This is a genomic window from Paenibacillus sp. Lou8.1, from assembly GCF_024213565.1.
Classification (GTDB): Bacteria; Bacillota; Bacilli; order Paenibacillales; family Paenibacillaceae; genus Paenibacillus; species Paenibacillus polymyxa_B.
Genome location: NZ_JANAVN010000011.1, coordinates 157,052 through 172,291, shown reverse-complemented (window position 1 = coordinate 172,291; position 15,240 = coordinate 157,052). Strand labels below are relative to the sequence as shown.

The 15,240-nt window shown below is 47.6% G+C and carries 7 protein-coding genes; 3 read left to right on the top strand and 4 right to left on the bottom strand.

Translation table 11 applies throughout. From position 1 onward, the window contains the following. Positions 1 to 81 precede the first annotated feature (81 nt). The 4 genes from NLX78_RS17125 to NLX78_RS17110 all read right to left on the bottom strand — a co-directional run bounded on the left by NLX78_RS17125 (position 82) and on the right by NLX78_RS17110 (position 10,422). Complete coding sequence (locus NLX78_RS17125; protein ID WP_254351066.1) at positions 82 to 5,592, bottom strand: S8 family serine peptidase; 5,511 nt, start codon at positions 5,590 to 5,592, stop codon at positions 82 to 84. 555 nt (positions 5,593 to 6,147) lie between these two features. Then, on the bottom strand, positions 6,148 to 7,773 hold the full coding sequence (locus tag NLX78_RS17120) for a S8 family serine peptidase (protein WP_254351065.1): 1,626 nt from the start codon (positions 7,771 to 7,773) through the stop codon (positions 6,148 to 6,150). 508 nt (positions 7,774 to 8,281) lie between these two features. Then, positions 8,282 to 10,063, bottom strand: a complete 1,782-nt coding sequence (locus tag NLX78_RS17115; protein WP_254351064.1) for a SulP family inorganic anion transporter — start codon at positions 10,061 to 10,063, stop codon at positions 8,282 to 8,284. A gap of 29 nt (positions 10,064 to 10,092) precedes the next feature. Continuing rightward, a complete protein-coding gene (locus tag NLX78_RS17110) occupies positions 10,093 to 10,422 on the bottom strand; it encodes an ArsR/SmtB family transcription factor (RefSeq protein ID WP_061828729.1) in 330 nt (109 codons plus the stop codon). A gap of 544 nt (positions 10,423 to 10,966) precedes the next feature. On the opposite strand from NLX78_RS17110, the gene NLX78_RS17105 reads away from it, so the two are divergent. The 3 genes from NLX78_RS17105 to NLX78_RS17095 all read left to right on the top strand — a co-directional run bounded on the left by NLX78_RS17105 (position 10,967) and on the right by NLX78_RS17095 (position 15,121). Beyond that, positions 10,967 to 12,424, top strand: a complete 1,458-nt coding sequence (locus tag NLX78_RS17105) for an RtcB family protein (protein WP_254351063.1) — start codon at positions 10,967 to 10,969, stop codon at positions 12,422 to 12,424. A 1-nt stretch (position 12,425) separates the two neighbouring features. Beyond that, a complete protein-coding gene (locus NLX78_RS17100) occupies positions 12,426 to 13,706 on the top strand; it encodes an AAA family ATPase (RefSeq protein WP_250239969.1) in 1,281 nt (426 codons plus the stop codon). Between the two features lie 260 nt (positions 13,707 to 13,966). Further along, complete coding sequence (locus tag NLX78_RS17095; protein WP_254351062.1) at positions 13,967 to 15,121, top strand: MFS transporter; 1,155 nt, start codon at positions 13,967 to 13,969, stop codon at positions 15,119 to 15,121. The last annotated feature ends 119 nt before the right edge of the window (positions 15,122 to 15,240 follow it).

Below are 15,240 nucleotides of genomic sequence, written 5' to 3'. Positions count from 1 at the left end.
CCACAGCAGCCTCTATAAACCGTGGCTTGCTGTGGGCCTTCATTGCTATTCTAAAAGAAGCCTTCCCTTTCCTACTGGCTGTTAACGGATCGTGATCGTATGCACAGTCTTACCGCTTGCGCCGTCATTATCCGTCACCGTTAGCTCTACGGTATACGTTCCAGCTGTGGTGAATTTATGCTTCACCTTGGAACCGACTGCCGTATCGCCATCGCCATCGCCAAAATTCCAGCTGTAGCTGACGATTTCACCATCTACATCACGGGAAGCTTTGGCGTTAAATTGTACATTTTTGTTCTTCTTAGCTGATTCATTAGCCTGAATAATGGCTACTGGCTTTTCATTGGATGTAGGTGGATTCGGATCAGGGTTCTGTCCTCCACCATTGGTTACATACAATTTTCCCGGCGCCTCCGTCTCCACTTCATTTCCCGCTGCATCCCTTACCCGGATCACGATGACTCCGCCTTCCAGGTTCAGAGAAGATGAAGTGAAATAAGTACCTTCATAGTGGCCTGACGAAGTTTCATTTAATGGAATATCGTTGCGGCCCAAAGTGGACAGGTTGAAAGGCAGCTCCACATGGAAGGACGCCTCCAAACCGGATGCACTGTCAAAGGATACTCGTACCGACTGCCCTGGAGTAATACGCACATCCTCAGCAGGGCTAATGTTTTCAAGCTTCGGCAGAGCTGAATCGACATACACCGAGCGCGTAACGGTTGTTTCGTTTTCGGCAAGATCCTTGGCCGTCACCGTAATTTGATTTTCGCCTTCGTTGATAAGCAATCGCTTGTTAAAGCTGCCATCACTTCCAAATTCAGCGGGCTCACCGTTAATCGACAATTCGGTGAGGAACTCGTCGTACACGGTACCGATAACACTAACTACACCCGCGTTCGTACGGGCTCCTTCATCAGGAGAAGTCAGGATCAGACCCGGTTTAGTCTGATCGAGCGTCACAACTACCGTTTCGGAACGATCCGTTAATTTGCCGTATACCGCTGCTTGAACACTTAGCGGATTAGCACCTGGCTGAAGATCAACCGACAAACTGAACTGACGATCCTTCACTTTCGTTGTGCCAGCCAGCTCCTTACCGTTAAAGAGCTGAATATCGGCTCCTTCTGCCGGGGAAGTTCCTGTTACGGTAATCGACTCTTCCTGCGTATACGTAGCCTTCGTAGGAGTCGTAATCGTTGGAGCATTCACCGGATATCTGACGATAGCCCGGATCATGTAGTTCCCTTCCTCCTCAGGTGATTGGCTCCATGCTCCGCTTACACCTTGCCAGCTGCGAAGTGCATTCGGGCCACTCTCATCTGTAGCAAGACCTGGCGACTGTGTGCCTACAGCAGACTGTGTATATACGATGTAGAAGTCACCTTGAACCGTCACCGGCTCTGGAAGCTGCACCGTCGTCCATTGTGTCTCATCCCTTACGGCAGTCCCGTCGAATGGACCAGCCAATAATCGTCCAGGTGCTCCTGCCGCACCGGAGGCGTCATAGATAGAATATTGGAATGCCGTTCCTCCCGGATTCGGAAAGGCAGAGTTCCAGAACAAAAGCGATGCTCCTGTCACTTGAGCCACTTCCGACTCAGGCGTCATTCTGACTGCCCATGAATTGCCTGCCGCGTTAAAGGCTCTAGCATTTTCTCCTGTCCCGTCATCGTAGGCAATGCCTCCCTGGAACCCGATGAAAGGTTTCAACGTGACATTCGCTTCCACACTACCGTTCGCAGGAGCAGTAACGGATACACTGTCGCTATAATAATTCTCAGCTGAAATGGACAATGTGTATGTTCCTTCCAGCACGTCCAGCGTAAATTCTCCAGCCTCATTCGTCTCTACCGGAGCAATACGTGCATCCTCCAGCACCAACACTTTCGCTTTTTGGATCGGTTCACCGGATTGCTTGTCGGTAATGACCCCGTGAATCGTACCGTGAGGTACGGCCTGAAGACTAAAGTTTGCTCTGATGACCTTGTTATTCTCAATCGTGACTGCTTTCGTTTGAGGCACATAACCATAGGCTTCAGCCTTCAGCGTATAGTCGCCCGCTACATGGGTAAAGCTGTATTTGCCCGTGGTCGGATCCGTTTTCACCGAACGTCCGGTTTCCAATACCGTAACCGTAGCGCTGGCTGGAAGACTGTCGAGACCGACACGTCCACTATCCACCGTTGTTTCTGCCGGCTTCACTTTCTCCTGGAATTCACTCTTTTCAGTGCTTGTAATTTTGTACAGCGGGAATTGTTCTTCCGCTTTTTCCAGCTTGATACTCGACTCAGGTACGATGTCCTTGGTCACTGTCGCAGCTGGAATGCCCAGCACACGGAAATCGTCAATGTACCAGCCGTTCTTGTTCACACTGTTATCCGATTTCAAACGGAAGCGAATTTGAATCTCATTGCCGGTGTAGCTATCCAGATTGTAATAAACTGGAGTCCACTTTTTCCCGTTCGTGTTGTGAGAGAACTTGCCCAGCTCGCTCCACGTGTCGCCATTGTTTTTGGACACTTCCACATAACCGTAATCATAGCCGGCCTCAATTTCAAACCAGTGATTGAAGGTCAGTGTTGCGTTGCGTACAGCCTGCAAATTAATTTTGGGAGAAACCAGCGAAAATTCAGCTCCGTTCTCATAATTGCTATCAAGATCGGTTGCCCACACATTGGGTCTGGACGCTGCGCTCTCTGGTCCTACTTCCTTGGGAATGCCGCGTTCCCACTCATCCTTGGTACCGGAATGAGTCCAGCCATTATCCGAGCTGCCGTCAAAATGATCGCTATACAGCGTATCTGGCACGTCTACTCTTAGAGAAGCCTCATTCGACTTGATTCCTTCATTGCCACTATAATCCTCAGCCGCCACTGCATAATGATAGGTCGCTCCACCGACCGTGATGGTATCTGTGAGTGTCAGTGCTGAGGTTGTACCGATGGAAGTATAATTTTTGCCCGATTGGGTAGAACGATACACCTTGTACTGCTTTACATCATCATCGGAGGAAGCATTCCAGGCCAGTGTGACGTTGCCCACAGTATCTGCTTCAGCAGTCAAATTGCTCGGCGCAGCAGGCGCAACGGTGTCTGGCTCCTGAATCGACAGATCGTCAATATACCAGCCATCTTTCACAACCGTATTGTCACTCGTAAAGTTGAACAGGAGGTATACCTTTTGACCCGCGAATGCCCGCAAATCAAGGTATTGTGTTTTCCAGCCGTTGCTGGTGCCGGTAAACGATAATACCTGCTCAAACGCATTCTGATTGTTTGTGGTTGCTACGTACACTTTGCCGAAATCAGAATTGTTTTCAAGATCGTACCAATGCTTGAAGCTGACCAGTGCCCCTTTTGAGCTCTCGGTCAGATCAATCGGAGGGGCCATAAAATAACTGTTGGAGTTGGCCTGATATTGGCCTTCGAGATTAGTCGTGATGACCTTTGTACCCGAATGTGCGCTTTTAGGGCCGCTTGTCGGAGTTCCCCATTTCCAAACACTGCCCTGTCCACCGATATTAATACCGGCAATGTCTTTTTCGAAGTCTTGTGTGTAGCCTGGTTTTACGCCTTTGGAGATTTTAACCTTGTATACTTCAGTTTCAAATCCATTATTACCATAATCATTTACACGAATATAGTATTCCAGACCAGCGCTGTCCACCAAAAAAGTCGGGATAGACGCTTGATATGTACCATCTTTGCTGTCGCCGGACGTCCGTTCCAACGGAATATATACATAGTTTGACGTACCTGCTGTTTTGGCAAATGCCTCAACGGCTGTCACGCCGACATCATCCGTTACATGAGCAGTCAGAGGTATATCAATACCCTCGAATGCCGCTGCGGGCGGTGTATGCTCGAGAACAGGTGCTTCCAGATCGTCGCCACCCGTTACAACTTTACCAGACACGGAGCCCAGACCTTGCATGACCGAACCGACTGCATCCAGCGCATTAATGACACCATGTCCGTAACCATTATTTGGCGAAGTAGGATATGTGCTGTCCGTGCGCGGTGTAGCTGTGTTCATCAAAATTTCCTCAAGCTGATCTACGGTAAGCGAATGATTCGCTTGCAGCAACAGAGCTGCAAGGCCCGCAACATGAGGTCCCGCCATGGAAGTACCGTTATACCCGCCTTTATAGGCGCCACCAGCGACAGATGACCGGATATTCACACCCGGTGCGGAAACTTCTGGCTTTACCTCACCATAGGGTGATGGTCCTAACAATGAGAAGCTGGCCAGATTATCATTGCTATCCGTGGCTCCAGTAGCGAAGGATTCCGGATAGTTCGCCGGATTGGCTACCGAGGCAGGTCCGCCTGGATTGGAGAGAGAGGTATTACCTGCGGAGAATTCGGGGAAGATTTGAGCATCCCGCCATGCCTGAACCACAGGCCGGAACCATTCATCAAGACCCGGTCCACCTCCCCACGAGTTGTTCACTACGTCTGGAGCAAGCTCGGGATGAAGATTCCCTTGAGCATCTTTTGGCGCAAGCAGCCATTGACCACCATCCAGTATAATCGCATCCGTCGTTTCCGGATTAAAAATCCGAACCGCAATCCACTTCGCACCAGGTGCAACGCCAACTCGATTCGTTCCGTTTTCCTCAGAGCCGACCATCGTGCCCATCGTATGTGTACCATGGGAATCGTCTTCCTGATCGACCGGAAGCGTCGCATGACTATGCGGATCGTACCAGCTCAGCTCGGGATTCACGACATTGCCTGCCGCGTCCAGCCCCCGCCATTTGCGATGAAGGGCCGGATGTGTATAATCTACACCTGTATCCAGATTGGCAACCACGATTCCGGTTCCGTCAATTCCCTTTTCCCACACTTGTGGTGCGTTAATATGGGATATGTTCCATTCCACCGTAGATGGGTCTACAGCGTTCTTACCTGCATTGCCAGGCTTAGCCGATGTTTTGCCATCGTCCTTCTCCAGCTCTACAGCCTTCTCTACCGTTGCAGACTTCGCCGTTGCTGCTGTGGCTGTTTCAGTCGTTTTGGCATTTGCTCCCTCTGCTTGCTTGTCAACCGTCACCTTTTGCAGATAACGCGTTTCATTCGGCAAGACTTTATCGACCTCAGGCAGCTGCGAAATATGATCCAGCACCTCCTTGGTGCTTGTTACAGCCAATGCATTGACAATAAAAAAGCTTTTATATTCCTTCACTCCGCCGCTCTCTGATTGCTTATCCAAATAATTTTCAAGCCCATATTGGGTTCTTGAAGCCGTTTCACGCAGAGAACTGATCACATGGCTGCGTGCAGCCATTTTGGCAGCGGAAGGTGTTATTTTCTCAAGTGAGGCCTTTTGGAGAGCATTTTTGGAAACCTTGTTGGTGTCTACCTGTTCTTTTAATTTGACCAGATAGGTAACATAGTTATTCTCCTCAAACTGTTTGGTCAGTTTCGGGGACACCTTCGCGGTCGTGACCTTGTGCGAGGCTGATTTCAGCTCCAGCTTGGAGCCATCCGGTGTGTTATTCGCCAAAGCAGGTTGAACAAAGGAAAAGGCCATTAGCAAAGATAGTCCGATAGATAGTGGTTTCTTGAATCGTTTAGGTTTAATCAATTACTTCTCCACTCCTTTTACTAGGTTTAATGTTTCTGGAATAACCTGTACAGAGTAAGACCTCATACCTTACACATCAAACACACGGGTTGCGTTGGCGACCACCTCCTTCATAGAATATAGAGGCACAAAAATATTTGGCTGTTCATAGATGGTGGTACTTCATAGGTGAGTTTACAATCCCAATAGGAAGCGATGAAATTTAGTAGAAACCAAGGAGAAAAAGCAGGAGAACTTCGAAGAAAAGACATGTTATATCATTACAGTTTATATTAAAAATTGATATATAATCATATATTATGGAATAGTATAAAGTTATCAAAACAGATATACAAGTCATTTTTTTGCATTTTTCTTGAAATTCTATGACTTTTATATTCTTTTATGTACGAACCCCCCCTTTTTTGCGGCTACGTAATAGTGCATTACACGGTTAACAGGTGTATGCAATCTCTGTACGAGCCGCTCAAAGGGATTTCGGGGGTCTTTCTTAATCCTATCTTTCGCTCTATATCTTGTTCATTGGAAGTCGCTTATGGGATTTTTGCAAAATCCTCACTTAAGTACGGAGTTCACCGCAGCAAGCGCGTCGATCAGACCATATCCGTAACCATTGTTCGGTGAAGTCCGATACTGGCTATCTGTCAGCGGCGTCGCTGTTTTTGAAATAACATCCTCCAGTTGATCCACAGTCAAAGATGGCTTGGCCTGAAGCAGTAATGCCGCTAATCCAGCAGTATGCGGACCTGCCATGGAGGTACCATTCCATCCCCCCTCATACACTCCACCCGGTACAGAAGAACGGATGTTGACACCAGGAGCCGAAATTTCAGGCTTCACTTCGCCATAAGGAGAAGGACCGCGCAGTGAGAAGCTGGCCAGCTTGTTGTTAATGTCAGTGGCTCCTGTCGCATAAGCTTCCGGCAGATTTGCCGGATTGGCTACAGACCCAGGTCCGCCCGGATTGGACAATGTTGTGTTGCCTGCGGAGAACTCAGGGAAAATCTGAGCCGCTCTCCACGCCTTGGTGACTGGACGATACCATTCATCCAGACCAGGTCCGCCGCCCCAAGAGTTATTCACCACATCCGGTGCAAGCTCAGGGTGCTTTTTACCGTTTTTATCTACAGGAGCAAGAATCCATTGTCCACCGTCCAGTAAGATGGAGTCGGTCGTATCTGGATTGAATACTCGAACCGCAATCCATTTGGCGCCAGGGGCAACACCGATTTCATTCGTACCGTTGCTGTCCGATCCAACGCTCGTACCCATCGTATGTGTACCATGTCCATTTGAATCAGTTGGCAGCGATGCTCCATCAACCGCATCATACCAGCTCAGTTCTGGATTAACGACCTGACCGGAAGCATTCAGACCACGCCATTTTCTTTTCAACGCCGGGTGAGTATATTCAACGCCTGTATCCAGATTGGCGACTACAATGCCTTTGCCGTCGATGCCTTTGGCCCAAACCTGTGGTGCTTTGATTTTAGAGATATTCCACTCGACACGGCTTGGCGTTACAGCATCCTTATACACGGATTCTTCCACCGATTTTTGCGCATTCTCTTCCGTCCCAGCCGTATCTACAGCGGCTTGATCTGGAACCGCTTGGTCAGCTGTAGATTCCTCAACTACGGGCTGGGCATCCTTATCTATTTCTACCTTTTGCAGTTCCCGCTTTTCGTCCGGTAAAATTTTGTCGATCTCAGGAAGTGTGGCGAGATTATCCATGACCTCTTTCGTGCTGGTTACCGCAAATGCGTTCACGATAAAGTAACTCTTGTACTTTTTGACGTTTCCATTATTAGCTTCCTTCTTTAAGTATTCCTCCACGGATTGTTGCGTTTTTTGTGCTGTATCCATGAGAGAGTTCACAACCGTTGTACGTACAGAAAGCTTAGCAGCAGCGGGTGAAATTTGCTCTGCAGAGGCCTTTTGGAAAGCATGCTTGGCAACTGACTCCGTATCCACCTGATCTTTTAATTTAACCAGATAGGTGACATACTCACTGGCACTGAATTGTTGGTTCAGCTTGGCAGAAACCTTGGCGGAAATCGTCGATGCTCCTGCTGAGGTGGTTGTGCTGGAATCACCATATACCGGAGAAATCAGAGAAAAAGCAAGAAGAGCGGTAAAACTGACCGACAGCGTCTTTTTGATATTTTTCGACTTAATCAATACTTTCCATCTCCCTTTACTTGGTTTTTTAGTTCTCAAGGACAGCCTTCCGGGTAGCTACGTCAAAAGCTCACAAAATAGCCTCTGGTACTCACCTCCTTTAAAAAAATATAGATTCCGCCGGGGTGATATCCATAGGTCATCATTCTGAGGTGAACAACCCTTGGTGCAGACCGTAAAGAACGAGCATCGGGTAGAAACAGGTGAACAAGTTTGAAAATGATAAGTGAAAAAATGAAGAAAAAGGTAGGGTAAGAAACTAGAAGTGATCGAGGAGGTTGATAGGCAAATATTAAAATACAATTTAAAACAAAAGAATGAAACATATGGTATCTTTTGAATCTAGTATAGTGTCATAAAATCAGATATTTAAGCATTTTTTTGAATTTTATTCCTTTTTTTCTTGAAGAAGAGAAAAATCTCTTCCATTTTCGAAGCAAATGCAAGTCTTCATTATGCACTTGGTTTCGGGGATTAGAAGAGATTTTTCGGCATTCAGCAACAAATTTTATCTGCCGCTATTTACAGGTATGGGAACCGAAACGGCTCCATCTGCAAAGGAAGATTTGGTTTGCTGCGATCTGCGGCACAGACTCGTACATTCTCGGAAAGCCATTTGCCTGCATCCACAGCAATGATCTTGATTCACCAGCGCAAGGGCAGCCGTCAGGGCCTCTCCTGTATGTTCGAAAAAATGCTTTTGTCCAATCATGTCGTAGCATCCGGTTTTCTGTAGTAATGCCCGCGGTTGAGGCTGGAGCCCGGAAACAAGCACCGTTCCGCCAGACTGCCGGTATTTCTGAATTAATGCGGTAAAGTTACCTTCTCCCGTCATATCCATAAAAGGAACCTTCCCCATACGCAACAACAAAATCCCTTGTAGGTGGTCATTCCGACCTCCCACACCTGAGTTTTCCAATACCGAGGCTGCACCGAAAAATAAAGGGCCTTCCACATTGTAAATAGCCACCTGTGGACAATCATGCTGATCTGTGACCATATGGGCGCCTACTTTTTCATGTTTTACAGAAGGATCAGGAAGTACCTTATCTACTGAAAGTGTACTGCTCATACGTTTAACAAACAATACAACTGCCAGAATTAAACCTACCTCCACAGCCGTTGTCAGCGTCGTAAAAACCGTCAGCAAAAAGGTGACAACCAGCACAATAGAATCCGCTGTCCGCGTTTTGAGAATGTGCGCAAAATGCTTGCGCTCACTCATATTCCAAGCTACTACCATCAGCACCGGAGCCATACTGGCCAACGGAATGTTAGACGCATAAGGTGCGAAAAGCACCAGGATGAGGAGCACCACGAACCCATGTACGATGCCTGACATAGGAGAAACAGCACCGTTACGGATATTTGTGGCGGTGCGGGCAATTGCACCTGTCGCAGGAATGCCGCCGAACAGCGGTGTCAGCAAATTAGCTATCCCTTGTCCAACCAGTTCACGATTGCTGTTATGCCGGGCTCCCGTCATACCGTCAGCTACCACCGCTGAAAGCAAAGATTCAATAGCTCCCAGCATTGCAATAACAAGTGCTGGCGGCAAGAGTTTCACGATCAAATCCCACGTCATCACAGGAATATGTAGCTCAGGCAAAGATGCTGAAATCGCGCCATACGCAGAGCCAATCGTAGCCACCTGCCCTGGAAAAAGTAAAGCTGCCACCAGTGTTGACAAGAGTAGACCAACCAGTGAGCCGGGTATCTTGGGCCATTTTTTAGGCACCAAAATAAGCGCGGCAAGACAGATACAAGCCGTCAGGATACTATATACATTCAGTGAAGGAAGCCGATGGATGAGCTCTGCCATGGAAGGCAGAAAAGTTTCATGCCGCTCTACCCCGCGCAAGCCGAGAAAGTTAGCAATCTGACCGCTGAATATCGTCACGGCAATTCCGGCCGTAAAGCCAATTGTTACTGGCTTGGGAATAAACTTAATCAGTGCCCCCAGCCTTAGCACACCCATTAAAATGAGCATAATGCCCGCCATAAAACCGGCTATGAGTAGGTTCTCATAACCATATTGCATGACAATAGCCAGCAAAATCGGAATAAATGCACCCGTAGGTCCTCCGATCTGGAATTTTGACCCTCCCAGTAGCGAAACCAAAATTCCCGCAACAATGGTCGTATACAGCCCATATTCCGGCTTTACTCCTGATGCAATGGCAAACGCCATACCAAGCGGAATCGCCACAATCGCTACAATACTTCCGGAAATGAGATCCTTACGCAAAGCCCCTGCGTTATAGCCTTCGAACCTTCCTATCCACTTCATTCCTGTAACCCTTCTTTTCTGTAATAGCATTACTTCTCGTTACGTATACCTTCCAGCAACGAGATCGCTTCGACCAAATGATTGTCAAAAATCCGCCGCGCCACCGCAAGCAGCTCCTTCAAAAGCGGATCACGTAGTGAATACACGACCGATGTACCTTCCTTGAAACTGTTCACCAAATTTTTGGCTCGTAAAACGGCCAATTGCTGCGATACGGCAGAACCTTCGGAACCGAGCGCAGTCTGTAGCTCGTTCACATTCCGTTCCCCTTCACTCAGCACCTCCAAAATGCGGATGCGCAGAGGGTGAGCCAATGCTTTGAAAAAGTCGGCCTTAAATTTCTGGAGATCTCCTTCCATGCCTGCTCCGTCCCCCTCACAGAATTGTCCTATAAACGTTCAACAATATCTGAATATTTGAATATTTAGTACAATATCAGCTTTGGGCCAATTGAACTATGATGTTACTCACACTTCACCGTGAGTAAAGTCACATTTCCCCACACTTCTACCTTTCAGGGTTGACAGCTTCCACAGGTTTCCATTAACATAGCAATTAACTTTAAGAAAAGGGGGCCGACAGACATGACTGAGCTTTACATGATAACGACAGACAGACAGCATGATACAACCACATATTTGAGTTTTCGTCTCATCGGCCCCGTTCGGGCGACATGATGGGTGATATCACGCTGTCTGACGGCGTGATTAGCCAGGCTTTTTTATTTTTTTATGCTATTGGAAGAACAGGTTATTTTACGTATTTATGATGTGTTGATCATAAAATGTAATGACACTTTCGGTGCAGGAAGCCGTAGACGACAAGTCTGCGGTTTTTTTTGTTTTTTTAATCTTTTATGCAAGTATTTATGAATTTACTTGAAGAAGGGAACTACCCATTTATATGAATATACAACATACAACCGACTCGTCCTTGCATGAAGGACCATACAGCCATCTGATGAAGCTTCCGGCAGGTGATCTGACCGTATATGCTTCTCAGCAACTTTTCTCCTCACTAGATTACAAGGTGTTCGAGATGGCTAATAACAATTTACAAATTCCGGGTATCCGCTATATGGGATACACACCAGATGTACATGTAGGCGTCGGAACCTGCATCGGTACGACTGCTGTATGGGGAATGGAGGACGGCTATGTATCTCCCTCCATCGTTGGCAGTGATATTGGTTGCGGCATGCGCGTACACCTGACCAATCTGCACAAGGATGCTTTGAAGGAAACCAAGCTGCGCCGTAAGCTGGTCAAAACCATCGACAAATATTTGCCTATGGAAGCCCACCAGCGCGGGCATTATTCGGATATCCGACTGGAGCATATTGTACGCAAGGGTCTGCACGGCTTACCTAACAAATATATTCCGGACAGCTACACTCCTAAGAAATCCACCTCACTCACCCATGTAGAACACAGTAAGTTCTCATTTGACGAGGAGGTGCTAAATCTTGTCGAAGATCGTACGTGGCATCGGGCTCACCGACAGCTCGGCACGCTGGGTGGAGGCAATCACTTCGTCGAAATTCAGGCGATTGAAATCGCGGAGGAAAACCGCGAAACAGCTGAAGCTTGGGGCATGTTCGACGGTCAGGTGGCTGTGATGATTCATTCGGGATCACGGGCTTGGGGGGGAGCAGTCAGCCAGGCCAGCTCATCTGCCATTGCCAAGGCAATGAGCCGTCTCGGGCTCGGTACCTCCGACCCGAGACTAGTATTCGCACCGCTGGATCACCCCGAGGCTGCACATTATGTCGATATGATGTATTCGGCGCTGAATTATGCTGTGGTGAACCGACATCTCATCGCATACTCCGTGCGTGAAGCCTTCCGCGATGTCTTTGGTACAAAGTGCGAGTTGCGTACTTTGTACGATCTAATGCACAATTATGCTTGGGAGGAATCCCATCCGGATCACGGCAGCGTGTTTGTGCATCGTAAAGGTGCTACGCGTGCTCTTCCAGCAGGACACCCTGACAATCCGCGGCCTTATCAGGCGACAGGGCATCCAGCCCTGATCCCCGGCTCTATGGGGACAGCCTCTTATATTATGGTAGGTTTACCGGGCGGTCAGCATAACTTCCACTCCATTTGCCATGGAGCAGGCCGGATTCGCTCGCGTTCTGCGACCAAACGACTCGTCAGTGTGGACGATTTTGCAGGGGCCCTGGGTGTAGGAACAGACGACGAAATTGTGGTCAATCAGGCATCGCTGGAAAGCATTATCGACGAGTCTCCACAGGCCTACAAAAATGTAGATGATATTATCGAAAGTGTCACCGGGGCAGGACTCGCAGCAGTTGTAGCCAAATGCAAGCCGCTGGCCGCCCTGAAAGGAGCCAAATAATTTGAGTATAGACATCCCAGCTATTTACGAATTTGATGAACGTACAGATGGACGCATTACCGGTTATGCCGCTTATGCCCGTCTAATCGACGGTATCAGTGAAGCACTCTATAACCGCTACGGCGTAAAATACGTGCTGTATGCCAGCGACGATCCCAATATTGAGTATTGGGATCTGCTGGAGGAAGATATTCGTTCAGGCAGTCCCGATCTGGAACATGTGGCACGGGTTTTCGATCGTTTGGAGGAACGCACCATCCAGTATGACGATGACGGACCGACTCCTGAATACGGCGTGCATCTGTCGATGCGTAATAATGTATTCGCCTATCCCAAGTGGGGCATCGCGCTGGCGCGAGTTCCCTTTTTCCGTGAGAATGGCGTGTACAATGAAGATTACGTATTTGCGATAGGCGACCAGGAGCTGCAAGGCTTCCTCGCGGGAGTACGCGGTCGTGAACGTAAGCAGAATATGAAGCGTGTCACCGTTTTTACCGACACAAGCCGTGGACTTTCTCGGCAGGCAGAGCCGATAACCCGCGCAATTACGCGGGATGACGTGATTTTGAAAGCGGAAATCAAACGGGATATTTTCCGATCACTCGATCAGTTTTTTGAAGCGGATCGTACCTTCTATCAGACTTATAACATTCCTTATAAGCGTGGCATTCTGCTATACGGCCATCCGGGCAACGGTAAAACAACACTTGTAAAATCTATTGCCAGCAGTGTACCGGGTCCGGCAGCCTACTGGCAAATTACGGAGTATACAACCAGTGAATCGGTCAAAGAGGTGTTCGAGGCGGCTACTCGCCTGGCTCCGATGGTACTGGTTATTGAGGACATTGATTCCATGCCTCAGGAGGTGCGTTCCTTTTTCCTGAATACCCTCGACGGTGCTACATCCAAGGAGGGCATCTTCCTGATCGGAACGACCAATTATCCCGAAAAAATCGACCCGGGTCTGATGAACCGGGCAGGGCGTTTCGATCGGGCCTATGAAATCAGTTTGCCTGACGAAGCGCTGCGACTGGCATATCTCAAGCTGCGTAACTTCCTTGTTTTTGCAGGGGAAACAGGTACACAGAAGGCGGCAGCCATGACTGACGGTTTTTCCCTGGCTCAGCTCGGAGAACTGTATGTCAGCACGGCTCTGGAGTGGCATGAGCAGGGAAAAGCCGATATTGAACTGATTATCAAAGGTATGCGAGGCGAGCTCGATAAGAGCCGTAAGCAGGACTGGTTAAAAAATGTGGCCGAAGGACGTGTTGGGTTCTTCTGATTTATCCTCTCATTGCCTTATAAAGAAATTTATGTTATATTGATAAACAATAAAGTATCGAAAGGGTGACCTTAAGCCAATGATCTACTAATCCTATTCCACCAAAGAAAAAATCGTAATCTTACGAATTTTCTGGATAGGATTAGTGTAGGCTTTGGGTATTCACGATAAGCGCATTGCTTCTTTGACGGGAGCAGTGTATCTTCTTGTTCGTACGTCTACCTCCTATCCAGAAACCAATGGATCAGGAGGTTTTTTGCATGAAAAGAATACTTGGAATCCTAATGATTAATATCTTCATCGTTATGGTGGGCGTTGGTTTAATTACCCCCATCCTGCCAGAACTGATCATTGAATTTGGTGCCAGTGGGCGGGCGATCGGTTTATTGGTAGCAGCCTATGGAGTGACACAATTCCTGCTCTCTCCAATGACTGGGCAACTGTCTGATCGATATGGGAGAAAAGCATTCATCGTCGTAGGTGGCATTGTTTTTGCTGTAGCTAAATTTATCTTTGCTATCGGAGATGAGTTATGGATGCTGTATACCTCAAGACTTCTGGAAGGAATGGCAGCAGCCCTGATTATTCCGCCTATGATGGCATATGTGGCGGATATTACAACAACCGAAGAACGTGCCAAAGGAAATAGCCTGCTAGCCGCAGCCATGTCATTCGGATTTGTCATCGGTCCTGGACTTGGTGGTCTTCTTGCAGGATATGGAACGAGAGTGCCGCTGTATATAGCAACGGGTGCGGCTATTATTGCAGTTATTTTTTCAATGATTTGTTTACCTGAAAGTTTGACGAAAGAACAAATGAAGGCAGCTCGGGCAAGAATTTCTCGGAAGGAATCTATGTACAAACAATATGTGAGATCGTTAAGGTCAAAGTATGCGATGCTCTTTGTACTTGTTCTGGTGATGACCTTTGGACTCGCTAATTTTGAATCTGTTCTTGGTTTATATGTAACGAACCGCTTCCAATTCTCGCCGCAAGATATTTCAATTATTCTAACCGCAGGTGCTGTGATCGGAGTCGGTATGCAGGCACTAGTTGTTGCTAAAATAATTAATAAGTTTGGTGAACAAAGGGTGATCAAAGGTTCGCTTCTTTTCACCTCAGCTGCTTATATTTTGTTTCTTTTCGCCATAGATTTTTGGAGTATCTTTCTTCTCACTTCCCTTATTTTCTTTGCTACCGCTATGCTTCGTCCAGCTCTTAATACACAATTATCGAAGATGGCAGGGAATGAGCAAGGATATGTAGCTGGTATGAATAATGCCTATATGAGTGTCGGGAATATTGTCGGCCCCACTCTAGCGGGATTTTTATTTGATACAAATATGTTCGCACCATTCATAGCAGGCTGTTGTATTCTATTGGGTACTTTTTTGCTTACATTAAAAATGAAATAAAAGAGGACAACTGATGAGTAAAAGGCAGCTACGGGTGCGGGGCTTATTTTTCAACGCCCGCCTGTAGCTGCCTTTTTATTCTGTCTAATCGCTTATATTTAACAAACACTCAAATTCCC

Excerpts from the sequence above, each read along its gene's own strand:
- NLX78_RS17095 (WP_254351062.1), top strand. The coding sequence starts at position 13,967 with ATGAAAAGAATACTTGGAATCCTAATGATTAATATCTTCATCGTTATG.
- NLX78_RS17105 (WP_254351063.1), top strand. The coding sequence starts at position 10,967 with ATGAATATACAACATACAACCGACTCGTCCTTGCATGAAGGACCATAC.
- NLX78_RS17110 (WP_061828729.1), bottom strand. The coding sequence starts at position 10,422 with ATGGAAGGAGATCTCCAGAAATTTAAGGCCGACTTTTTCAAAGCATTG.
- NLX78_RS17115 (WP_254351064.1), bottom strand. The coding sequence starts at position 10,063 with ATGAAGTGGATAGGAAGGTTCGAAGGCTATAACGCAGGGGCTTTGCGT.